This window comes from Cohnella sp. 56 (assembly GCF_037963805.1).
In the GTDB taxonomy this organism is placed as follows: Bacteria; Bacillota; Bacilli; order Paenibacillales; family Paenibacillaceae; genus Cohnella.
Genome location: NZ_JAZDQE010000012.1, coordinates 230745 through 253076 on the forward strand (window position 1 = coordinate 230745; position 22332 = coordinate 253076).

The 22332-nt window shown below is 53.3% G+C and carries 32 protein-coding genes; 26 read left to right on the forward strand and 6 right to left on the reverse strand.

Annotation, left to right across the window (positions count from 1 at the left end; translation table 11 throughout):
• The first annotated feature begins 211 nt into the window (after window positions 1-211).
• From VQ071_RS20535 to VQ071_RS20650, 24 genes are all read left to right on the forward strand, one after another.
• Entirely contained in the window at window positions 212-1360 is a 1149-nt protein-coding gene (locus VQ071_RS20535) for an amidohydrolase/deacetylase family metallohydrolase (RefSeq protein ID WP_340516068.1), read from the forward strand.
• On the forward strand, window positions 1326-2435 hold the full coding sequence (locus VQ071_RS20540; RefSeq protein ID WP_340516069.1) for a DgaE family pyridoxal phosphate-dependent ammonia lyase: 1110 nt from the start codon (window positions 1326-1328) through the stop codon (window positions 2433-2435). The genes VQ071_RS20535 and VQ071_RS20540 overlap by 35 nt, the downstream gene beginning before the upstream one ends.
• On the forward strand, window positions 2432-3187 hold the full coding sequence (dagF, locus tag VQ071_RS20545) for a 2-dehydro-3-deoxy-phosphogluconate aldolase (protein WP_340516070.1): 756 nt from the start codon (window positions 2432-2434) through the stop codon (window positions 3185-3187). Before VQ071_RS20540 ends, dagF begins: the two co-directional genes overlap by 4 nt.
• On the forward strand, window positions 3180-4196 hold the full coding sequence (locus VQ071_RS20550) for a sugar kinase (RefSeq protein WP_340516071.1): 1017 nt from the start codon (window positions 3180-3182) through the stop codon (window positions 4194-4196). Before dagF ends, VQ071_RS20550 begins: the two co-directional genes overlap by 8 nt.
• Before the next feature lie 10 nt (window positions 4197-4206).
• Complete coding sequence (locus VQ071_RS20555; protein ID WP_340516072.1) at window positions 4207-4920, forward strand: GntR family transcriptional regulator; 714 nt, start codon at window positions 4207-4209, stop codon at window positions 4918-4920.
• 168 nt (window positions 4921-5088) lie between these two features.
• On the forward strand, window positions 5089-5349 hold the full coding sequence (locus tag VQ071_RS20560) for a hypothetical protein (RefSeq protein WP_340516073.1): 261 nt from the start codon (window positions 5089-5091) through the stop codon (window positions 5347-5349).
• 106 nt (window positions 5350-5455) lie between these two features.
• On the forward strand, window positions 5456-5956 hold the full coding sequence (locus VQ071_RS20565; RefSeq protein ID WP_340516074.1) for a GNAT family N-acetyltransferase: 501 nt from the start codon (window positions 5456-5458) through the stop codon (window positions 5954-5956).
• A 12-nt stretch (window positions 5957-5968) separates the two neighbouring features.
• The gene (locus VQ071_RS20570; protein ID WP_340516075.1) at window positions 5969-6337 is read left to right on the forward strand and encodes a DNA-binding protein; all 369 of its coding nucleotides are present in this window, start codon (window positions 5969-5971) and stop codon (window positions 6335-6337) included.
• Between the two features lie 126 nt (window positions 6338-6463).
• Complete coding sequence (locus VQ071_RS20575) at window positions 6464-6751, forward strand: nucleotidyltransferase family protein (protein ID WP_445293317.1); 288 nt, start codon at window positions 6464-6466, stop codon at window positions 6749-6751.
• 175 nt (window positions 6752-6926) lie between these two features.
• Complete coding sequence (locus VQ071_RS20580; RefSeq protein WP_340516076.1) at window positions 6927-7091, forward strand: HepT-like ribonuclease domain-containing protein; 165 nt, start codon at window positions 6927-6929, stop codon at window positions 7089-7091.
• Between the two features lie 9 nt (window positions 7092-7100).
• Window positions 7101-7823: a class I SAM-dependent methyltransferase gene (locus VQ071_RS20585; RefSeq protein WP_340516077.1), complete on the forward strand. Its 723-nt coding sequence runs from the start codon at window positions 7101-7103 to the stop codon at window positions 7821-7823.
• 50 nt (window positions 7824-7873) lie between these two features.
• Window positions 7874-8353 carry a DUF6933 domain-containing protein gene (locus tag VQ071_RS20590; RefSeq protein ID WP_340516078.1) on the forward strand — a complete coding sequence of 160 codons (480 nt, stop codon included), beginning with the start codon at window positions 7874-7876 and terminating at the stop codon, window positions 8351-8353.
• Between the two features lie 32 nt (window positions 8354-8385).
• Complete coding sequence (locus tag VQ071_RS20595) at window positions 8386-8859, forward strand: DUF1572 family protein (RefSeq protein WP_340516079.1); 474 nt, start codon at window positions 8386-8388, stop codon at window positions 8857-8859.
• A 40-nt stretch (window positions 8860-8899) separates the two neighbouring features.
• Window positions 8900-9490, forward strand: a complete 591-nt coding sequence (locus tag VQ071_RS20600) for an HAD-IA family hydrolase (protein ID WP_340516080.1) — start codon at window positions 8900-8902, stop codon at window positions 9488-9490.
• A 17-nt stretch (window positions 9491-9507) separates the two neighbouring features.
• On the forward strand, window positions 9508-10170 hold the full coding sequence (locus VQ071_RS20605; RefSeq protein ID WP_340516081.1) for an HAD family hydrolase: 663 nt from the start codon (window positions 9508-9510) through the stop codon (window positions 10168-10170).
• Between the two features lie 34 nt (window positions 10171-10204).
• Complete coding sequence (locus VQ071_RS20610) at window positions 10205-10741, forward strand: hypothetical protein (RefSeq protein ID WP_340516082.1); 537 nt, start codon at window positions 10205-10207, stop codon at window positions 10739-10741.
• A 37-nt stretch (window positions 10742-10778) separates the two neighbouring features.
• Window positions 10779-11318: a GrpB family protein gene (locus tag VQ071_RS20615; protein WP_340516083.1), complete on the forward strand. Its 540-nt coding sequence runs from the start codon at window positions 10779-10781 to the stop codon at window positions 11316-11318.
• A gap of 14 nt (window positions 11319-11332) precedes the next feature.
• Entirely contained in the window at window positions 11333-11821 is a 489-nt protein-coding gene (locus tag VQ071_RS20620; RefSeq protein WP_340516084.1) for a GNAT family N-acetyltransferase, read from the forward strand.
• Window positions 11818-12354, forward strand: coding sequence for a DNA topology modulation protein (locus VQ071_RS20625; RefSeq protein WP_340516087.1), 537 nt, complete (start codon window positions 11818-11820; stop codon window positions 12352-12354). The genes VQ071_RS20620 and VQ071_RS20625 overlap by 4 nt, the downstream gene beginning before the upstream one ends.
• Window positions 12355-12375: 21 nt before the next feature.
• On the forward strand, window positions 12376-12795 hold the full coding sequence (locus VQ071_RS20630; RefSeq protein ID WP_340516088.1) for a GNAT family N-acetyltransferase: 420 nt from the start codon (window positions 12376-12378) through the stop codon (window positions 12793-12795).
• A gap of 29 nt (window positions 12796-12824) precedes the next feature.
• Window positions 12825-13301, forward strand: a complete 477-nt coding sequence (locus tag VQ071_RS20635) for a hypothetical protein (RefSeq protein WP_340516089.1) — start codon at window positions 12825-12827, stop codon at window positions 13299-13301.
• Between the two features lie 37 nt (window positions 13302-13338).
• Window positions 13339-13488, forward strand: a complete 150-nt coding sequence (locus VQ071_RS20640; RefSeq protein ID WP_340516090.1) for a hypothetical protein — start codon at window positions 13339-13341, stop codon at window positions 13486-13488.
• 52 nt (window positions 13489-13540) lie between these two features.
• Entirely contained in the window at window positions 13541-13984 is a 444-nt protein-coding gene (locus tag VQ071_RS20645) for a YsnF/AvaK domain-containing protein (protein WP_340516091.1), read from the forward strand.
• A gap of 195 nt (window positions 13985-14179) precedes the next feature.
• Window positions 14180-16156, forward strand: a complete 1977-nt coding sequence (locus VQ071_RS20650) for a glycoside hydrolase family 43 protein (protein ID WP_340516092.1) — start codon at window positions 14180-14182, stop codon at window positions 16154-16156.
• Window positions 16157-16195: 39 nt separating this feature from the next.
• On the opposite strand, the gene VQ071_RS20655 is transcribed toward VQ071_RS20650, so the two are convergent.
• The 4 genes from VQ071_RS20655 to VQ071_RS20670 all read right to left on the reverse strand — a co-directional run bounded on the left by VQ071_RS20655 (window position 16196) and on the right by VQ071_RS20670 (window position 19753).
• Entirely contained in the window at window positions 16196-17410 is a 1215-nt protein-coding gene (locus VQ071_RS20655) for an MFS transporter (RefSeq protein WP_340516093.1), read from the reverse strand.
• A 90-nt stretch (window positions 17411-17500) separates the two neighbouring features.
• Window positions 17501-17782: an ArsR/SmtB family transcription factor gene (locus VQ071_RS20660; RefSeq protein ID WP_340516094.1), complete on the reverse strand. Its 282-nt coding sequence runs from the start codon at window positions 17780-17782 to the stop codon at window positions 17501-17503.
• Between the two features lie 121 nt (window positions 17783-17903).
• A complete protein-coding gene (locus VQ071_RS20665; protein ID WP_340516125.1) occupies window positions 17904-18575 on the reverse strand; it encodes a response regulator transcription factor in 672 nt (223 codons plus the stop codon).
• Between the two features lie 5 nt (window positions 18576-18580).
• Window positions 18581-19753, reverse strand: coding sequence for a sensor histidine kinase (locus tag VQ071_RS20670; RefSeq protein ID WP_340516095.1), 1173 nt, complete (start codon window positions 19751-19753; stop codon window positions 18581-18583).
• A gap of 206 nt (window positions 19754-19959) precedes the next feature.
• Between VQ071_RS20670 and VQ071_RS20675 the strand changes: the two genes are divergently transcribed.
• The gene (locus tag VQ071_RS20675; protein WP_340516097.1) at window positions 19960-20505 is read left to right on the forward strand and encodes a hypothetical protein; all 546 of its coding nucleotides are present in this window, start codon (window positions 19960-19962) and stop codon (window positions 20503-20505) included.
• A 57-nt stretch (window positions 20506-20562) separates the two neighbouring features.
• A complete protein-coding gene (locus tag VQ071_RS20680) occupies window positions 20563-20928 on the forward strand; it encodes a DUF948 domain-containing protein (RefSeq protein ID WP_340516126.1) in 366 nt (121 codons plus the stop codon).
• 99 nt (window positions 20929-21027) lie between these two features.
• Here the strand turns inward: VQ071_RS20680 and VQ071_RS20685 are convergent, their stop codons facing one another.
• Together VQ071_RS20685 and VQ071_RS20690 are read right to left on the reverse strand one after the other, a co-directional pair.
• Window positions 21028-21780: an SDR family NAD(P)-dependent oxidoreductase gene (locus VQ071_RS20685; RefSeq protein ID WP_340516099.1), complete on the reverse strand. Its 753-nt coding sequence runs from the start codon at window positions 21778-21780 to the stop codon at window positions 21028-21030.
• Between the two features lie 39 nt (window positions 21781-21819).
• Window positions 21820-22254 (reverse strand): MarR family winged helix-turn-helix transcriptional regulator, encoded by a 435-nt coding sequence (locus tag VQ071_RS20690; RefSeq protein WP_340516101.1) that lies wholly within the window; start codon window positions 22252-22254, stop codon window positions 21820-21822.
• Between the last annotated feature and the right edge of the window lie 78 nt (window positions 22255-22332).

Sequence of the window (22332 nt, forward strand, 5' to 3'; positions counted from 1 at the left end):
TCAACGTTACCCATTCACTGACCCGGCCACTTGTCCGTCACTTGGCGGCGCGTGTTCGTGCCGGAGGCGATCCGGTACGATACGGCGTCCGCGGCAGGCAAGAAATTTAATTAAACATTATAACGATATATTGTTTTTTCTGTTTTGTATGCTATCTTAAGAAATAGGTTTAAGCGATAGCGGCATGCCAATCGGAAGCAGGTGAATTCATATGCTGGAAAAACTCGTGCTCCGCCAAGCCAGGCTGCTGGACGGGCGGATTGCGGATATCGAGGTCGAGGACGGCGTCATCGCGGGGGTTGCAGTTGCGGGAGACACCGGTCACCAGGGGCCAGATTCGCCCGATGCAGCCGAACCCGGCGTTCGTGTCGTCGATTGCGCGGGGGCGTACGTATCGGGCGGGTGGATCGACATGCATGTGCATGCCTTTCCCGAATTCGATCCGTACGGGGACGAGATCGACGAGATCGGCGTGAAGCAGGGCGTGGCGACGATCGTCGACGCGGGGAGCTGCGGGGCCGACCGGATCGACGATCTGGCTGCGAGCGGCGAACGGGCGAAGACGAACCTGCTCGCTTTTCTCAACATCTCACGCATCGGATTGCAGCGGGTCGACGAGCTGTCGCAGCTCGCATGGATCGACGGGGAGCTGGCCTGCGAGGCCGTCCGTCGTCATCCCGAGCTGATCGTCGGGCTGAAGGCGCGCATCAGCCGCAGTGTTGTCGGCGACAGCGGCATCGCGCCGCTGCGCATCGCCCGCGAGCTGTCGGCCGCGACGGGACTGCCGCTCATGGTCCATATCGGCTCGGCGCCGCCGGCCATCGAGGATGTGCTCTCCTGTCTGGAGCGGCGGGACATCGTCACGCATTATCTCAACGGCAAGCCGAACAACCTGTTCGACGAGGCGGGCCATCCGCTGCCGGCGCTGCTGGATGCGCTCGCGCGCGGCGTGCGGCTGGACGTCGGGCACGGGACGGCGAGCTTCTCGTTCCGGGTCGCCGAGGCGGCCAAGCGGCACGGCATCGGGCTGCATACGATCAGCTCCGATATATATCGGGGCAATCGCATGCACGGACCGGTCTACAGCCTGGCGAACGTGATGACCAAGTTTCTGTATCTGGGCTATTCCTTGCAGGAGGTCGTCGCGGCAGTCACATCCGGTGCGGCGGCATGGCTCGGGCGGCCGGAGCTTGGCCGCATCCTGGATGGAGACCCCGCCAGTCTGACCGTATTCGAAGTGCGGGAGGAGCCGGTGTCGCTGATCGATTCGGACGGCGACCGGCGTCAGGCAACCCAACGAATCGTACCGAGAGGAGTCGTAGCGAATGGCGAATACATCGAATGCGAAGTACGGGCTTAAGCGCGTCATCAACGCGAGCGGGAGGATGAGCATTCTCGGCGTATCCGCGCCGACGGATACCGTCATGGAGGCGATGAAGCAGGGCGGCCAGCAGTATGTAGAGATCGCGGATCTCGTCGACAAGGCCGGCGATCATATCGCGCGCATCCTCGGCTCGGAGGCGGCCGTCGTCGTGAACTCCGCGTCGAGCGGCATCGCGCTGTCCGTGGCGGCGGTCGTCACGCAAGGCAATCGTCGGCTGAGCGAGCGGCTGCATCAAGAGCTGATCGTGCGCAATGAGATCGTGATGCTCAAGGGTCACAATGTCCAGTACGGCGCGCCCGTGGAGACGATGGTATACCTGGGCGGCGGCAAGGTCGTTGAGGTCGGCTATGCCAACGAAGGCAAGGCGGCGCATATCGAGGACGCGATCGGCGAGCGGACGGCCGCGATTTTGTACGTGAAGTCGCATCATGCGGTTCAGAAAAACATGATCTCCGTCGAGGAAGCCTGGGAAGTCGCGCAGCGGTGCGGAGTGCCGCTCATCGTGGATGCCGCCGCCGAGGAGGATGTCCGGAAGTACGTGAAGTGCGCAGACCTGGCGATCTACAGCGGCTCCAAGGCGATCGAGGGACCCACCTCCGGCATTGTCGGGGGCAAGCGCCAGTATGTCGAATGGCTCAAGGTGCAGCTGCACGGCATCGGGCGCAGCATGAAGGTCGGCAAGGAGACGACGTTCGGCTTGCTTCAGGCGCTCGACGAGTATATGGTCAAGGAAGATACGAGCGAGCGGGAAAAGGAAACGCTGCAGGCGCTGGCATCGCTGAACGAGCTGACGGGCGTCCAAGTGTCGATCGTGCAGGACGAAGCTGGGCGGGCCATCTATCGCGCACGCGTCCGGATCGATCCGGCGCAGGCGGGCATGACGGCGGTGCAGATGGCGAAGGCGCTGCAGGACGGCGAGATCGCGATCTATACCCGCGACTACGGCGTGCGCCAAGGATACTTCGACATCGACCCGCGCCCGCTTCAGGGCGACGATATTCAGATCATCGCATCCCGCATACGCGAATTGGCAGGAGGACAACCATCGTGACGAATAGCTTGACGAAAAGACTGTACAAGGGCCGCGCAGCGCTGAACATGCTGGCCGGCAGCGTGGACAATGCGAAGGAAGTATTCGAGGCGGCGGAGGGGCATGTGCTGGTCGGCGTGTTGTCCAAGGCGTACCCGACCGTCGGCGAGGCGGTCGCCGCAATGCAGGAATACGGCAGGGCGATCGACGAGGCGGTGTCGATCGGCCTCGGCGCAGGGGACAACCGGCAGGCCGCCGTCGTCGCCGAGATTGCGAAGCATTACCCGGGCAGCCACATCAATCAGGTGTTCCCGGCGGTCGGCGCCACGCGGGCGAACCTCGGGGAGCGGGACAGCTGGATCAACAGTCTCGTCTCTCCGTCGGGCCGTCCCGGCTATGTCAACATCTCGACCGGACCGGCCAGCGCCGCGGGCGAGCATGCGGTCGTGCCCGTCCGTGCCGCGATCGCGCTCGTGCGCGATATGGGCGGCAATGCGCTCAAGTACTTCCCGATGAAGGGCCTGAGCCTCGAGGCAGAATACCGCGCGGTCGCCGAGGCTTGCGGCGCCGAAGGCTTCGCACTGGAACCGACGGGCGGCATCGACCTGGACAACTTCGAGCCGATCCTGCGCATCGCGCTCGAGGCCGGCGTGCCGCAGGTCATCCCGCATGTCTACTCCTCGATCGTCGACTCGGCATCGGGCCATACGAGACCGGACGACGTGCGCCGGCTACTGGCGTCGATGAAGCGGCTGGTCGATCTGCATGGCTAAGCGGATCGCCGCCTTCGGCGAAGTGATGATGCGCCTGCAGGTGCCGGGCTTCGAGCTGCTGTCGCAGGCGGATACGCTGCGCTACTCCTTCTCCGGTACGGGCGTCAACGTCGTCTCCGCGCTGGCGCGATTCGGACACGAGGGACTTCTCGTCACGACGCTGCCTGCCAACCCGCTCGGCGACGCGGCGGCCGCCCACCTGCGCAGGCTGGGCGTGGCGCAGAACTTCGTGCGCCGGGACGGCAAGTATATCGGCCTGTACTTCCTCGAGAACGGCTTCGGCGCCCGGCCGAGCCGGGTCACCTATTCGAACAGGCTGGAGAGCAGCTTCAATACGGCGCCGGCCGGCGCGTATGACTGGGAGGCGATCGCGGACGGGCTCGACGCCGTTCACTTCTGCGGCATTGCGCTTGCCATGAACGATACCGTGCGCCGCCATATGGCCGACTCGGCGCGGGCCGTCAAGCGCCGGGGCGGGTGCGTCGTTTTCGACTGCAACTACCGCCCTGCGCTATGGGGAGATGACGGCTACGCGAAGGCGAAGCCGCATTATGTCGAGATGCTGGGGCTCGCCGATCTGGTCATGATGAACGAGCGCGACGCGATTCATATTCTGGGCATGGAGACCGACAAGACGGTCAGGCATGAACAACTGGTCGAACTGCTCCCGACGGTCGCGGACACCTACGGCATCGGCGCCATAGCCGGTACGCACCGCGCGATTAACCCGGACGGTTCGCATACGCTGCAAGGTTTCTTATATAAAAACGGAACCTTCGCTTTTTCCGACAGACTGACGTTCGCCGTCTATGATAGAATCGGAGCAGGGGATGCTTATACGAGCGGTATTGTGCACGGGGAATTGACCGGCATGCCGCCCGAGCGGACCGTGGCGTTCGCGGCTGCGGCGGCGATGCTGGCGCATACGGTGCAAGGCGACACGCCGATGTCCTCGGAGGCAGAAGTCGTACGCGCCATGACGGAGGCGGCGGGCGACATAGAAAGGTAGCGATCGGATCGTGAATTTGCCACGCAACAAGCGGCCTCTATACCTGCAGGTCAAAAATATACTGAAGGACCGGATCGTGCACGGCGTGTATCCGCTCGATTCGAACATTCCTCCCGAGCCGCGGCTCGAGGAGGAATTCGGCGTCAGCAAGATCACGATCCGGGGCGCGATCAAGGAGCTCGTCCGGGAGGGCTATCTGGAGACGAGCAGCGGCCGGGGGACGCGGGTCGTCCGTAATACGAAGGCGGCCAAGCGCTCCACATGGAAGAGCTTCACGGAGCTGCTCGTGGAGGAAGGCCATGCGATGCAGAAAAGGCTGCTCGCCGCAGGAATGGTGCGGCATGAGCCCGGCACCGAGCGTCACCGGCTGTTCGGGGAAGCGAGCCTGCAGGTGGAGCGGCTGTACCTGCTCGACGGCTTGCCGTACATATATTACACGCACGATCTGCCGGCGCGGCTCGGTCATGCCGATCCGTCGTCGCTCGGAGAGCAGTCGCTATACGACTTTCTGGAGGAAGGCGGCATCGCGCTCGCGAGCTTCCGCGACGCCTTCGCCGTCGCGGGCGCGCCGGTTCGCGCCGCGGAGCTGCTGCAAGTGCAGGAGAACGCCCCCGTGCTCAAGCGGCTGCGCTATGCGTACGACGAAGCGGGCGGGATCGCCGAGTACAGCGAGGGCTACTACAATACGGCGCTGCAGCCGTATGTCGTGAATTACGATGTATGAGCGCGCGTCGGTTGAGTAGAACAACAAGGTTGGCCCAGTTGGCTGATCCTCGGGCAGACGCGGGACTATACATTCGAAGTCGAGCAGGCCTGGAAAGGCGTCGATAAAAATCGGATCACAATTCAAAGCTATAACGGCAGCGAGGCGTCATGCGGATATTCGTTCAACATGAACAAAACGTACCTCGTGTATGCGTATTACGACCGGGATCATAAGCTCACGACGAATCTGTGCAGCGGCAACAAACCCATTGCCAAGGCGAAGGAGGAGATCACGGAGCTGGATGTCGGAGTTCCTGCCCAGGCATTGGACGGTTGGAGGCCGGGCATTGCCGGGGCCATGCGTTACGTCTTATATATTGCTGCTGCGCTCGCTGTTGGCGTGCTTGTTTATGCCCGGTATAGACGGGGGAAGAAGAAGCGGCGTTAACCGAGAATAAAAAATATATGATGATAACTGCCCTCAAGTGGATTACAATTCCATTTAAGGGCTTTTTTTAATTCGACGTATCCGGAACCGTTCGGAATGAAAAGAGATGAACTTAGCCATATTTCAAAATCGAAGAAATATGATTGGAAAGCTGGTGCAGCGAATGACAATAAGCAGACTTATTCGTGAAGACGAGTTGGAGGATCTTTTGTTGCTTTATAAGTTTCTGCTGCCTGCAGATCCCGAGCTGGAGAGAAACCAGCGCCTGTACGATCATTGGCAGACGATGCTAGAGGACCCAAGTATGAATATTCTTGTAGTCGAACATATGGGGAAGATCGTTGCATCTTGTGTTCTGGTTGTGATTAAGAACTTGACCAGGAGCGCAAGGCCGTACGGGTTAATCGAGAATGTCGTAACTCATGGAGAGTATAGACGAAATGGATTTGGATTAATGGTGTTAGAAGAGGCCAAGCAAGTTGCAAGAGAAATGAATTGTTACAAGATCATGCTTTTAACAGGAGCCCATCGGGAAGAAGTACATCGATTTTATGAACAAGCTGGGTTTATTAAAGGCAAAAAAGCCGGATTCATCATTCATATGTAAGGAGATAAATCTTTGAAAAATGAAAGCTTCCGTCTTTTACTAGCAGCGACGATACTCGGTGTTTCAATGATAATCTCAAGTGTTATTTTGACCTATTCTAAATCTGCCACGAATGATCAAACGCAGTCCGCAAATATAATCAGTCAGGAACAAATCGGTTCGGGACCTTTAATGACAATTAAAGAAACCTCCGAATTTATGCATTTAACAGAAAGTCAAATTAGAAAAATAATCTCAACCGAAGAGAACCTATTAAAAACGAGTGGCTCCTATACAGGAAAAAGGTTTCCGTATATGACGATTGATAACGAGATATACGTCAGTACTAAAGGGCTGGAAGAATGGATAAAAGAATCCGTACAACAAAGTAAGCAATACTAGAAAACTGTTGCAAATGTGACAGGTTAGGTGAGTGCCATTTCCTAATTGCGAAAGATCCTTTTATCAATACTTGGTTTCTGGATTATAATAAAGAAGAATGAATTTAATCCAATCGAGGTGATCCGATTGAACAAGACAGACATACAAAGAATGATTCATGAGCACAAGGAATATCTCGTTGAGACATTTAATGTTGATCGCATTGGACTATTTGGATCATTTCTAAGGGATGAACAAACGAATGAAAGTGACATTGATTTACTTGTAGAATTTAAAACACCTGTTGGTTTTGAATTTATTGAGCTTAAAGAATATCTTGAAGGCATTTTTGAAAAGCCAGTTGATTTAGTAACACCAAAAGCACTTAAACCCTTTATGAAAGAACAAATAATAAATGAGGTACAATTTCAATGAAAAATAAAATCGTGCCTTTGAATGACATCTTAGAATCTATAAACAAAATTGAAACTTACACGAAGGGAATCGATTTCGATTCCTTTTGTTGTAATGAAAAGATGTTTGATGCTGTAGTACGGAATATTTAGAAATCATAGGAGAAGCAGCGAGAAATACTTCTGAAGAAATCAAAGTGAAGTATAGCGAAATACCGTGGAGACAGATGATTGGTGTCAGAAATATTTTGATTCACGAGTATTTTGGAATTGATAATTCAATTATTTGGGAAATCATAAAGAAAAACTTGTCTGACGTAAAACCAATAATTATGAAGGCTATTCAAGAACATGATAGTTAGAGGTGCAAATTGAATAAATTTATTCATACGCGCGCGGAAGAAATTAAATATCACCAAAAATTTTATTCTGAAAATGCACTCTTTGCAACTGGCACTTGGCTGGCTAGGCCAGTAAAAGTCGTCTTAGAAATGCTCGATATCATGGATCTTAACGAGCTACAAGTGCTTGATTTAGGGTGCGGAGTCGGAAGAAATAGTATTCCGATTGCTGAGAAAGTAAAAGCATACAATGGCATGATTACTTGTGTGGACTTACTTCAAACAGCCATTGATTATTTAATAGAAAATTCAAAAACCTATGATGTCCAGCACAATATCATTGCACAAACAGCTGATGTCGAAACTTATAGTATCCAACCGAATTCTTTTGATTACATCGTTGCTTGTTCTTGCTTAGAACATCTTTCGTCAGTAGATGCATTCAAGACTATTGTAAATGGGATGATACTGGGAACAAAAAATGATGGAATTAATGCAATATTAATGAGTACTGAAAATCAGGACTTTTTTTTAGAAACAGGCGAACTAAAGGATGGATTGATAGAACTAAATTTAAAGACAGACGAAGCATTTTCATTATTACATGAACTATATAAAGATTGGGAGATTATGATTGAAAGACAATCGTCACACTATATAAACGAACATAAATATGGTACAGATATTGAATTTAGAAGCAACTGGATTACGTTTATTGCTCGAAAAAAGAATAGTAGCGAGTTCAAAGGTTGATAGTATGTTGGAAAATGGAAATTAAGAAAGGATAGACGGTTATAATTACTTTGCGATTTACTCAAGCCTTGTTAAAAGACATGAAAGTTCAAGCAATTGAAGAGAAGGCTGACGACTTATTCTTGAGCTGGCATGTACATATTTTTCATTTGAACAGCCGCAAACACATTATATTTATAAACGATTTAAGCCGACTATGCATCTTAATAAGTGGAGTTAGGACAGGACAGCTTAATCTGCTTAAAGAGAAGTTTTTAGAGACAATGAAGTCATATCTCGAATACGAAGAAATATCAAAAACTCAAATCGAGAATTACTTAAAACATGGAACAGATATTTGTATTTCAAAAACAAATAGTAGAAGCGTTTTAGCAACAATGACAGAAATTACGATCTTTGACACAGACGATTTTGATAATGATTTGGAACGAATGAAGTGGTTAAACCGATTGATATATAAACCGATCAATTACAACAAACCGATAGAAGTCTTTACAGAGCAGTTGGAGAAAATTAATTCATTATTTTGAATGAGCAAGGGCAGATACGAGGAGGAAGCGATATGAGCTATCAGTTTAATCAACAATGGCTTGCTAAAAAGTTTCTGGAGATACAAAGAAGAATATTAAAAGCAATCGATCAACTAAGCGACGAACAAGTGAATTGGAAGCCCAATGAAGTGAGTCACAGCATTGCCAATTTAATTCAACATATCGAAGGAAACATTCAAGAGCGTATTTTCAAAGGCATATTACACCAGGACATTGTGAGGGATCGAGAAGCTGAATTTTCGAAAGGGTCCCTCTCCAAAAAGGAACTAACATTAATAGTCGAAAACAGATTTAATTTTGTAATTGAATTGATAGGCCGACTCTCCCAACAGGAATTAGAGCAAACGCAGATTGTAAGAAATAAGGAGCGTACGAATCTGGATATGCTGCATCAGTGTGCGGCTCATTATTCGGAGCATATGGGCCAGATCTTTTACATTGCAAAGCTTTGTTTAGATCACTCCTATCAATCAACCTCAATATAACTGATCTTCGTTCCTAAACATTTGCGATAGGAGTGGGGGCATGGTGGAAGCTAAACCACAATTGGTACTCGACATCGCAGGCGTGTTAGTAAATAATTTTTCACCTGTAATTTGGAAGGAGCTTGGCGATCGTTCAGGTGTTATTTTTGAGGCCATGAGGACCCAATTTCTTGAGATTAAAAGGGATCTATGGACGGGCAGTCTTACAGAAGAACAGTTTTGGATAGGGATGGTGGAGCGCTATCCCAGTCTTAATAGAGATAAAGTAAAAGATCATCTGATCGAGACGCTAAAACCATTGCCAGCGGTACAATATCTTGAGCAGTGGAGCCGGATTGCCGATATTCATCTGTTAAGCAATCATTGTTGGCAATGGTTAGAGCCCAGTTTAGCTATATTTAAAAAACACACAAAGAGTATAACCATTTCCAACCAAGTCGGGTTGTGCAAACCGGATATTAGAATTTACGAATTAGTCGAATCGCACTTCCGAAGTAAAGCCCAAATTCTATACATAGACGATCAAGATAAAAACCTACAGCCGGCTAAGCTTCTAGGCTGGAACACTTTACTTGCTGACAATCAGAATCAATGGATTGATGAAGTTGAACTGAAGTTACTTGCAAATTAACGGTTGCGGAGGGAAACATGGAGAATATAAAAGCCGTTCTCTTTGACTTGGATAATACGATTCTGGATCGAACCCGTACATTCCAACGCTTTACATCATCATTCGTAAATACATACTTCCAGCATACAGAGAACGTTGAATGGATTGCGAGCCGAATTACGGAATTGGATCAGGACGGGTACAAGGACAAAAACCTATTGTTTGCTGAATTGCTTGAAGAACTCCCATGGTTAACAAAACCTGAAATAACTGAATTGTTAAACTACTACAGCGTGCACTATGTAAAAAACGCCTTGTTAATGGAATACGCGGCCGAAACCATCTCGTATGTCCGGCAAAAATACAAGATGGGACTCATAACAAACGGAAAAAATGCGATCCAGTATGGGAAGATTGATCAATTGGGAATTAGGGACGCGTTTGACTTTATACTTGTCTCCGAGGAAGCCGGCGTCAAGAAGCCGGATGTTAAAATATTTGAAATGGCATTAGAGAAGCTCGAATTAAGTCCGGAACACTGCTTGTATATCGGGGATCATCCAAAAAACGATATCCAAGGTGCCGGCAAATCCGGCATGAAAACAATATGGTTTGAAGTTAATCAACCATGGAATGAAGAGGTAACGATTAAACCTGAACATACGATTAAACATTTAAGAGAATTGGCGGAAATACTTTAACCATTACACTACACCATGCCAGAGGGATTGATCCATGAAGCAACTTTACTTGTATCATTATTATGAGGCGAAGAGAGGTCCCTTCAAAAACCTATCGGCTCTGCCGGTAGCTGAAGCCCAAGCCATCATGAAGGCTCTCCAAGAAGAGAATACCGTTTTTGCAAGTAAACGAGCAGATGACTATCTGCCAATACGATTGGAGTTGGAACAGAGAGCGCGGGCGTATTTTATTCAAAAGGGTGGAAAAGCAAAAAATAAGTTTCCCCATTATATGACACTGGGTCCATGCGACTGGCTAAAACAATGGTATAACGAAGGCCATGAGCTAAAAATACATATCGAACAATTCAATCCCGAAACCCTGAGTTTTACATACGGCGATCTTTTCCCAACGATGAGATTTAAAGACGATAAACCTTATCGAGAGCAGGTTTACACGATACATGAAATTAAAGATGTCATTAACCAGTACGGCTGGCCGCAACAATGGAACCGCGAGGGACAAAAGGGTCCTGAAAGATATATTGAAGTGCAAGTATGGGATGATGAAGTAATAAAGAAATACATTTGATTTAAAATCTGAATTTTTTGTTGTGGGGAGAATTAAGATGAGTAACAAGCCAGTCGTCATTGAAGAACACAATTATAATTGGCCAATTATTTTTAATGGACTAGCGACGATATTGAAGGCCCACTTGGGCGGTTTGATTATCGATATCGAGCATGTCGGAAGCACCTCTGTTCCCGGTTTAGCGGCTAAACCCATCATCGATCTGGATATCGTAGTAGACTCTATGACTAATTTGTCCGAGATTATCGATAAATTGAGTGAGTTAGGATATTACCATGAAGGCAATTTAGGAATTGAGGGTCGTGAAGCATTTGGAAGAATCGATGGCAGAGTTCCTTATGATCAATCAAATCAATTGAAGCAAGAACATCATCTGTATGTATGCAACAATGAAAGTGAGGCGTATACAAAACATATCCGATTTAGAGATTTGTTAAGACGCAATCCGAAACTTGCAAATGAATACGCAATGCTTAAAAAAAAGCTTGCAACCCAATATAAATATAATCGCCAAGCTTATACAGAGGGGAAAACACAATTCGTTGTAGGAGCGTTGGAACGATATAATCTTCAATAATGGGAGTGGTCTTCGTGGAGGTTGCTTTGTTAAAAGCCAATTTAACTGAAGCGGCTGTCATCCATGAGATGCAATTAAAAGCGTTCAGGCCGTTGCTGGATAAATATCGTGATCATGAGACAAGTCCGGCTAATGAGCCTATCGATCAGATCATGACTCGCTTAAATCAGCCCTTTACGGATTATTACATTATAAATTATCTCGGAAAGGCGGCAGGTGCAATACGGATCGTAAAAAAACAAAATAAGGAATATCGCGTCAGTCCAATATTTATTTTACCCGAGCACCAAGGCAAAGGGATTGCACAGAAAGTATTTTCGATGATAGAAGAGATATACAGCGATGCAATCAAGTGGGAACTTGATACCATATTGCAGGAGCAAGGGAATTGCTACCTTTATGAAAAGCTGGGTTATAGACAAACAGGAGCGAGCAGAGAGATTAATCGTAGAATGACGATTGTGTATTATGAGAAAAACAGGCATCCGGGAGAACTATTATGAATCGCATACTCGTCATCGGCTCGGCTGGAGCGGGCAAGTCTACACTCTCCCGGCAGCTCAGCGAACAATTGAATCTTCCGATCATCCATTTGGATAGACATTACTGGCAGCCCCATTGGGTTCCCACTCCGGATGAGGAATGGGACCGATTTGTCATTGAAGCTGCCGAACGGGAACAGTGGATTATGGATGGCAATTATTCGAGAACCTTGGATTTAAGACTGCAGCGGGCGGACACCGTTATATTTTTAGATATGTCCCGGTGGTTGTGTATGTACCGGATTGTGGAGCGAAGAATTAAATATCACGGGAAAACACGCCCCGATTTGCATGAAGAATGCCCTGAGAAGTTGGATTGGGCATTTTTTAACTGGGTTTGGAATTACAAGAAAAGAACCAGAGCAAGAGTGATGGGGAAATTGCAGATTTTGCATCATCAAAAACAAATTATAATCCTCAAAACGAGAAAGCAAGTAAAGGATTATTTGCGTTCCGTGTCGCCCCGACCGATTCAGGGATTGAGGAATGAATAAAAGAGAACAGGAGAATGACCTGTGACATTTAACGTTCGTTTCGGCCATGAAGACGATTACGAGTTGCTTGCTCAAGGCGATCCGTCCATACCGAGCCATCAAATGAAATGGAAATTGAAAAATAAGGAGATTGTCATCGCTGAAGCTGAAAATGAATTGATTGGTTATTTGCGCTTGGAATATCTATGGTCAAAGTATCCATATATCGGTCTGATCATCGTACAGCCAGATTACAGAAATCAGGGAATTGGGAAGGCGCTGTTAAAATGTTTGGAGCGTTATTTGAAGCAACAAAAACATAGCTCGTTGTATAGTTCCTCGCAGGTGGACGAGGCAGAACCGCAAAAATGGCATAGACATATGGGCTTTAAGGAATGCGGAATCATAAACGGACTTAACCCTGGAGGAATCGGAGAAGTGTTTTTTTCGAAAAGCATATAGCAGTTGAGACCGTTGAAAGGGCGAACAATATGAACTCTTCAATGTTTATGGCATTTATGCGCATAGCCGAACGACTGAATCACGAGTTGAAAATTAAGCCGTTACTGTATGGATCGTTAGGCTTGGAGCAGGTCGCCAATTTAGCGCTTAACCCTTCTGATATTGACATTCTGATCCCACAACCATTTATCGAAAGCCGATTTGGAGAGATCGAAAAAATAATGAATGACTTGGGGTATCGATTAATCGATCTATCGGAGCACGAATTTGTTGCGGAAACAATGCATGTGGCCTTTGCCAAAATAGAAGAGTTGGGAGCGTTCGCTGACATTGACGTGGGTTCAATACGCGACTACAAGGCCGATGGGATCGAATATAAATTGTTAAATCTTGAGCAATATTACTCCGTATATAAACGTTCATCTGCCGACGGTTATAGAAAAACCAAAAAAAACAAACAAGACAACGAGAAGATCCGAATGATTGAATTGATCCTGAGTAAGTGAGCCAGGCACGCTATCGATTAAATGGAGGAGGGACGGAATGGAGATTTTTATTGCAGTTTTGTTACTGGTCATCATCGCGATTTTGTTGCAGATTAACAGCAAAATTCCAAATTGGAACGATCCGGTTGAAGCGGCGTTGAAGAGAGATAAACTCAGAAAAGAGCAGGAGGAAATGGGGGGCAATTAAGACCATCTCGGGAGCGGCAGTCGGGGCTGGCGCAGGAGGCCTCGTCGGCGGATTGATTGGCCTCGGCATTCCGAAGGAGGAGGCCGAACGCTACAATGAGTACGTGAACGACCACAAGCTGCTGGTCATCGTCGATGCGGGGGCGGCGCGCAAGGGCCGTGTGTACGACATTTTCCACCGCTTCGGTTCGCTGAATGCGGATACCTATGCCAATCTCGAAGGCGAGCGGCGCGACGATCCGGTTCGTGCGGCGGATGGCGCGGCGATCGGCAAGGACGAGACGATCCGGATTCCGGTGAGCGAGGAGCGCGTCGAAGTGACCAAGCGTCCGGTCGTCACCGAGGAGATCTCGATCGGCAAGCGGGTCGTGCAGGACAAGAAGCAGGTCTCCGAGACTGTGAGCAAGGAAAAAGCGGAGCTCGAGCGTTCGTGCAATCCGGTGGTGGAAAACGAGGGGCTGTTCAGCACATCGAATACTCGGCGTGAAGCTGCTTAGGCAGCTTGCGCGAGCGCATTAAAAGCCGGGGCCTGAGGTCCCGGCTTTTATGCGTGCGAACGGCTCGGTGCCTCGGTTTTGGAACGCCGGGATTGCTGCGAATTAAACGGCGTCCGGCAGGAGAACGAGCGCCCGGTGGTGAAGTATACGCGGATAGCCAGCGATTGGACATGAATCCAAAGGGGTATGAGCGCCGTGCATGCGAACAAGTGGTCCGCCCTCCGAGCGAGAACTTACCGCAATCCGCTGGAGATCTCGGGCGGGGATCCCGCCGTCAATTCTAGCGTCAATGCTGCCCCTCCGCCTAATCCCGATCCGTACGTATTCAAATTCAACGGCGAATATTATTGTTATCCGACCGCTCACGATGGCGTGCCCGTCCTGCATTCGACGGACCTCGTCAGTTGGGAGAACAAGGGCTTCGCGCTGATGCAGCCGGAGAAAGGGTATTGGGCGCCATGCGTCGTTTACCGCAACGGACTTTTTTACATGTATTATTCATCGGGGATGACTGCGGAGCATTTCCAATGGCTGAAGGTTGCCGTCTCCAATCATCCGCTCGGCCCGTTCGAACCGGTCAGGACGCTGTTCGAGCGCTTCTCCATCGACGCGCATGTCGTGCAGGATGCGAATGGCTGGTGGTATCTGTTCTATTCGGTGGACGATTATGCGGGCGCCGACGAAGAGCGGCCGGGAACCGTCATCCTGGTCGACCGGCTGCTCGATATGACGACGCCGGCTGGCCAACCGGCGCTCGTCTTTGGTCCGACGCTGGACGAGGAGATATCCGGACCGGACCGGTTCGGCGACGGCCGGAATTGGCATACGATCGAAGGCGCTTTTTATCTTAGACGCGGGGACGCGCGCTACTTAATGTACAGCGGCAACAGCTTCGAGCGCGAGCACTACTTTGTCGGTTACGCGATGTCGAGAGGAGACGGACCGATCGGAGCGCTCGCCTGGTCCAAATGGCCGGCCAGCGACGTATACGCGCCGCTGCTGCGCAAGAGCGATGCCGTCGAGGGCACGGGTCATCATTCGGTCGCTGTGGCGCCCAATCTGGCAGACAGCTGGATCGTGTATCACGGGCGTGAGATTGTATACAATGAGGCCGATACAGGAGAAAGGCGGCAGCTGCGGATCGATCCATTGCTCTGGCAGGGAGAGCGGCTGTGGGTGCCGGGACCGACCGCCGATGACCAGGACGCGCCGGGGATGCCCGTATTTCGCGAACTATTCGCGGAGAATGGCGATCTGGCCGATACTGGGCGATGGGAAGTGGCCACGGGGCAATGGACGTCCCGGGCAGGATTTGGCATGCAGTCGGATGCCCGCGGCACGGCGGAAGCGTGGATGTCCGGCATTTGGGACGATTTTTTGTTTGAAGGGTCGGCACGCTGGCGCGCTCAGATGCCCGGCGGCCGATTCGGCTTTCGATTCGCGGGCGGCGAGGACGGGCGTTCGTACGTAGAGGCGCTCGTCGAAGTCGGCCGCAAGGAAGCGGTCGTGGCGGCCATGCATGACGGCATCCGAAGCGTATGCGCGACAATCAAGCTGGATGCCGAGTTCGAGCCGGCCGTCTACCACCGCTGGAATGTCGGGAAAAGCGGGCGCCGCTGGACGATCTTGCTGGACGATCTCCCGGTCTTCGACGGCGCGTTGCCCGATGCGAGAGCAGGGCAGATCGCGATGGTCACGCATTATACCGGTGCAGACTTCGCCGGAATCACGGCCACGTGTCATTACGAGACAGACTTCCGTTCGGCGGCTTCGCTCGCCGGCAGGTTCGCATGCTCGGGTAACGGTACGGTCGATCCGATGCGCGGGCTGCTCCTGGCTTCGCTCGGCGGCCGCGCGGAAGCGACTTATATGGGGCCGCTGCCCGAAGCGTATCTCGCGGAGCTGGACATCTCGTTCGTGCAGGACGGCGGGGGAGGCAAGCTGCTCGTCGCGATTCCGGGACTTGGGGAGGAGATCGCGGTCGAGCGAACGGCGGGGCGCACGCTCTCCGTCTATTTACGGCAGGCGGGAGGCCGGCTGCAGGTGTGGGCAAACGGCGAGCTTGTGGAGCAGCCGGAGGCTGCGCGCCCGGCAGCAGCTCGGCGCATCGGGTTTGCTGTCGACCGGGCTGCCGCTCTGCTGACCCGGTTTCGGGTGACGGAATGGAAGTAGCAAGAAGCCGCGGCCCCAAGGCCGCGGCTTCTCCGCGTATCAGCTCAAATCCTGCGCGCCGAGCTTCGCTGCCAGTTCCGCTTCCTTACGGCGGATAGCCGCGGAGGCCGGGCGGAAATACCCGAATGCGGACGCCGCGATCAGCGCCGCCGCGGCGACGCCGGCGGCTCCGATCCAGCTGGTGGCCGCGAGCGAGGATTGCTCGACGATGACCCCGCCGATGCCGGCTCCGGCGGCCATGGCGAGCTGCAGGACAGAGCTGTTCAAGCTCAGCATGATGCTGGAAGCTTCGGGTGCGAGCGAGATGAGGTGATACTGCTGCGTCGGCCCCGAGGACCAGGCCGCGAACGCCCAGAGCATGAGCAACGGGACGACGAAGGCAGGCGAATGGGCGAGCAGCGAGATGAGCACGAGGATGATGGCGTGCAGCGTCATGCCGCCTACGAGCGTCCGGCGGTAGCCCCATTTGTCGGTGCTGAAGCCCCCGAGCTTGGAGCCGATCAGGCTGGCGACGCCGAGGGCGAACAGTCCGATGCTCACACCGCGTTCGCTAAGGCCCGTAATGTCAAGCAGAAACGGGGAGATGTACGTGTAAGTAATGGAGTAGCCGCCGATCCAGAACAACGTGATGAGCAGCGCGACGGCGATCCTCGGATTGGCCAGCAGCCGTACCTGGTCGCGCAGCGGAACCGGACGCTCGCTCTCCGTTCTCGGCACCGTGTAGGCGACGAGAGCGATGCCCAGCAGACCGAGCAGGCCGATGGCGCCGAATACCGTCTGCCAGTTATAGACGGATGAGATAAGGCGGCCGAGCGGGACGCCGACGATCAGCGCGGTGCTGAAGCCCATCACGAGCGTGGCGATGGCGCTGCCCTGCTTCTCCGGCGGCGCGAGCTTGGCGGCGACAGTGAGCGCCGTCACGACGAACACCCCGCTGCTCAGGGCTAATATGATGCGCGAGCCGATGAGGAAGCCGTAACCGCTAAACGCAAGCGCGGCAAAGTTGCCGACGACGAAGACGGCGAGCGCGTATATCATGAGCCGCTTGCGGTCGACCTTGGCGGCAGCGGCCATCAGGAAGGGCGTGCCGAAGGCATAGGCCAGCGAATAGACGGTGATGAGCTGGCCCGCGGCAGCGAGCGATACGCCGATGTCCGCGGCGACCTTGTCCAGAATGCCCGCGATGATGAACTCGGACGTGCCGACCAGAAAGCTGACGATAGCCAACATGTAAATTTTCCATGCATGGTTCATTTTCTCCGACTCCTTTATGCCTGTTTTTATATTTCTAAAAAAATAGAAATATGAGGTGTGAAAAAGCGCCTAAGCAGGTGAAATAGCAGGCTATTCCAACAGGTAAGGCGCATACTTGCGGGCGACGTCCTTGTTGACGCTGTAAAAAATGTACGTGCCGTCCTTGCGCATCTTGAGCAGTCCGCTCTCCGTGAGCTGCTTCAGATGATGCGACAGCGTGGAGCCGGCGACGGATTCGAGCTTGCTGCTGATGTCGGAGCAGCAGAGATTCGTTTCCTCCGTGAGCAGCATCGCGATCTTGATCCGGGTCGGTTCGCCGAGTGCTTTGTATACTTTCACCGCTTGTCTGACTTCCTCGTTGTCCTCGACCATGGCTTCTCACCGCCTAGTATCGTTATTTCTAAATTTATAGAAACAACTTAACACACCCGCCGGCGGTTTGTAAAGTCGACTTTGTCGCAGGCGCCGTTCAAGATGGCGAACCATGCCCTGCTTATTCCACCAAGCCGCTGCGCAGCGCGGCGACGACCGCCTGCGTCCTGTCTTCGGAGCCGAGCTTCTGCAAGATGCGGTGCACATGCGACTTGACGGTTCCCTCGGCGATGAACAGCTTGCGGGCGATCTGGTCGTTGCGAAGGCCGTAGGCCATCTCCTGGAGAATCTCGCGCTCACGCTCCGTCAGCGGATCTGTCAGACGCGCGTTCACTTCGGCCGGAGCCGAAGATGGAGCGCCGGAGACGGCCATCCGTTGAAGCGCGTTCACGGCCAGCGCCGTCTTGTACACAGCTTCGCCGCGATAGGCGGATCGAACCGCTTCGAGCAGATCCTCCACATCGGCATCCTTCAGCAAATATCCGACGGCTCCCGCGCGGATGCCTTGGTAAATATATTCCTCATCGTCGAACGTGGTCAGAATAACAATCTTGGTACCCGGCAGATGCCGCAGGACCTCGCGCGTGGCCTCGATACCGGTCATGCCGGGCATGCGCACATCCATCAGAACGACATCCGGACGAAGCCGCTCCGCCTGACGGACGGCCTCCTCGCCATCGGCGGCTTCTCCCGCCAGCGCCATATCGTCCTGCAGGCCGATGACATAACCGAAGCCCTGCCGGATCATCGCCTGATCGTCGGCGAGCAGCACCTTGATTTTTGTATCGTGCACCATCGTTATTGCTCTCCTCCCGCGTCCGCAGGCTCGTATGCTTCTTCGTTCGGCACGACGGCCACAAGCTCGAATCCGCTCGGCTTGGCTCCGCCATACCGGAGACTGCCGCCCATCTCCTCCAGCCGGGCCTTCATCGTCCGCAGGCCGAAGCCTTCGTCGATTGGCGCGCCCGGATCCAACTGTCCGTTGTCCCGTACGCGCATGACAATCCGGCCCGTCTCCTCGCGAAGCTCGACTTGAAGCAGCGTGGCGCCGGAATGCCGGAGCGTGTTCGTGATCGACTCCTGCAGCACCCGGTAGAGCGCCTCGAACGCGTCGGACCGGATCTCCTCGTCGCGGAGCCGGGTATCGAACCGGCAGGCGACGGCGGTCGAATCCTCCATCCGCGACAGCAGCGATCTCAGCGCCGCGATTCTCGGTTCGGTCCGGTCCCCGGCCAGCGCATGCACAGAGGTGCGGATGTCCCGCAATCCCCGGCGCGCCACATCCAGCATGCCGTCGACCGACCGATCGGCCTGAGCCGGATCGTCCTTCATCATATATCGCAACGCCTGCATCTGCACGATAAGCGAAGTCAGACTGTGGCCGACGGCGTCGTGAATGTCGCGGGCGATTCGCGTTCGTTCTTCCATGATCGCGAATCGCATGTTGGCGGCGGACGCCTCCTGCAGCCGTTCGTAGGCCTCCTGGAGCTCCGCCAGATGACGTTTGATCTGCCCGAAGGCTTCATTGCGCTGCGTACGGCTGCGTACAAACAAATACAGGACGACCGCGAGCAACGCAAAAGACAGCAGGCTGAAGAGGTCCGCATGTCCGAAACGATTGTAAAGCGCGGCGGTCACGAACAGAACGGCGATCGCCTGCGTCTGGCTTCTGGCGAGGGACAGTCTCAGCGCGATGACAAATAAGAGAAGCGCGAGAACGTACCACAGCCTCGTCTCGTGCTGCCATATGAGGCCGACCGCGCACTGGGCGACGACAAGGCCGGAGGCGACCGCGCCGCGCGTCGGTGTCCATCGTCGCTTCGGCACGAACATGGCGGCTGTAAAGGTCAACCATATCGTTAAATAAAGGACGAGCCGGGAGGCGGGGAGTTCAAGTACGCGGTGAATATCGACGAGGAGAAAAAAGACCGCCGCGCTCGCGAGCAATTTTCGATAAAAGCCGCTTTCCATTGCGCCCCCTCCGTTTCTCCCCCTATTTTAGTCCGGCACGCAAGCCGAATACAATCGGCGACGCCGTCTTCGTTCGAATATCTATCCACGGATATAGAGAGCGGACGCCGGGTTCTATCCGCGGATGGTCGCTTGCGCTGCGCTTGGCGGCGTATTATGGGATGCATCGGACGAACGAACGAACGAATAAGAATGGGGGAAATAAAGTGAAAGGTTCGATTATTATCGTACTCGTAGGCCTTTTTATTGTGTACCGGATTTACTTGCGCATGCGGCGGATATTCGTCTGGCAGACGTTCAAGCGCACGAAATTGCAGGTCGCCACGGCGCTACTTGGCGTGCTCGGCATCTTGTTTTTTATGGAAGGGATATTCAGCGCGGCGAGTCTCGCGTCGAATGTGATCGGAATCGGGCTCGGCGCGGCGCTGGCGGGCTACGGTGCATCCCGGACGCGGTTCGAGCACCGGGGCGGCCAGTGGCTTTACCGATCCAGCCCCTGGATCGGAGGCGCCGTCACCGTACTCTTTTTGGCGCGGCTTGCCTTCCGGGTCTACGCGTGGAGCCAATTCGACGGTGCGGGACAAGCGAACATGGCCGGGCAGCTGAAAAGCTTGAGCGGCTCCTGGACGTCCGGATTGATGCTGGTCATGTTCGCTTATTATATTGTCCACAATCTCTTGCTGCTGCGGCGCCACAAGCAGTTGGGCGGGAATGTTGCGAAGCGTCGGCAGGCTTCCTCGCGCGAAGTCTGAAGGAATGTCCCGCCCGGCTTGGACATACAGTGGAAGAGGAGAGGGGGTGTTGGCTTGGTGATACAAATCAGCGTCGCGGTCGCCGCGATCGCTTTTGCAGGACTGGCTGTCTATCTGATCCTGACCCTTCGCAGAGGGATGACGACCCTGGGCGAGACGAACAAGACGCTCGCCGAGGTGCGGAATGCCGTCCACGGCCTGACGCAGGAGGCTTCCCAGCTCATCCGGAATGCCAATCAGGTAACGCGAGACGTCAAAGGCAAGATCCAGACGATCGATCCGTTGTTCGAGTCCGTACATGACGTCGGCGAGGTCATCCAGACCGTGACCGACTCGGTCAAAAAAGCCGCAGGCATCGAAAAAGGGTCGGGACGCAGCGGCGCCGGAGCGTCCGGTACGCAGCTGCGCGTGAAGGTGAAGTAAGAATCAGCAGCAACAGGCAAAAAAACATCCCGCAGGCGCATAAGGCGCCCGCAGGATGTTTTTTTTGAGGACGCAAGCTGGCCGCCGCGCGGGCAAGCTTTACTTGGCGTAGTAGCCGCCGTCGATCGGCAGCTCGACGCCCGTAATGTAGGACGACTCGTCCGAAGCCAGGAACAGGACGCCACGCGCGATGTCCTCGGGTTTGCCGAGCCGCTGCAGCGGCGTCTGCGAGAGCGCCCACTGCGTCATGCGTTCGTCGTTGAAAATGCCGGCCGTCATCGGCGTCTCGATGTAGCCCGGGTGGACGGAGTTCGCTCTGATGCCATAAGGCGCGTAATCGACGGCTGTCGCCTTGGTGAGCATGCGCACGGCGCCCTTGCTCGCCGTATATGGCCCCGAACCGCTGCCGCCGGTCAGGCCGGCGATCGAAGAGATGTTGACGATGGAGCCGCCGCCGGCTTCGATCATGTGCGGGATGACATGCTTCTGGCCGTAGAAGACGCTCGATACGTTGATCGACATTGTCTTGTCCCAGCTCTCGGCCGTCATCTCCAGGAACGGCGTCGCGTTGGAGATGCCCGCATTGTTGACCAGTATGTCGATCTTGCCGAACTTGTCCTTCACTTCCTTGACGATGCGAATCCAGTCTTCCTCGGAGGCGACGTTGTGCTTGAAGCCGATCGCCGTGCCGCCGGCGTCCTCGATTTCCTTGACGACCGCTTGCAGCTTTTCCTCTTGAAGATCGGTTATCGCGACCTTGGCGCCTTCCTGGGAGAACAGAAGCGCATCCGCTTTGCCCATGCCGCCTGCCGCGCCCGTGATGATTGCTACCTTATGATCGAGTCTTCCCATGATCGTAACCTCCCGAGTGTATTTTTATATCCTTGCACGTTATATTTTCGTTTGCAGATGCGCCGACATTTTGCGATAAGACGCGATGAGCAGATCCAATTCCGCTTCCGAAAAGCCGTCCCACAAGCCGCTCGTCAGCTCCTTGTATTTCTCCACCATGCGTTTCTCGAAGTCGCGTCCGGCATCCGTAATTTTCAGAAATACCTGTCTGCGATCCGCCTCCGACACGACTCGCTCCACGAAGCCTTTGCGGACCAGCTTGCCGCTCAGATTCGTCACCGCCGGCAGCGATACGTTCAGCAGGTTCGCAAACTGGGAAACCGTCATCTTCTCCTCCGAGGCGAGCGTCTGCAGCATGTAATATTGCGGCGCTGGCATGTTGCTCTCCAGCAGCTTGGTGTAGCTCGCGATGACAGTCAGCATCTGATTCGCGAACAGCAATGACAGCGTCTCCTGCTTGTCCAGTTCTACCACCTCGCCTTCGAAAAAAAAGATTCATCCCTATTAATGTTACGCATAATAATAGTTAATACGTGTTAACTATTTTAGTTT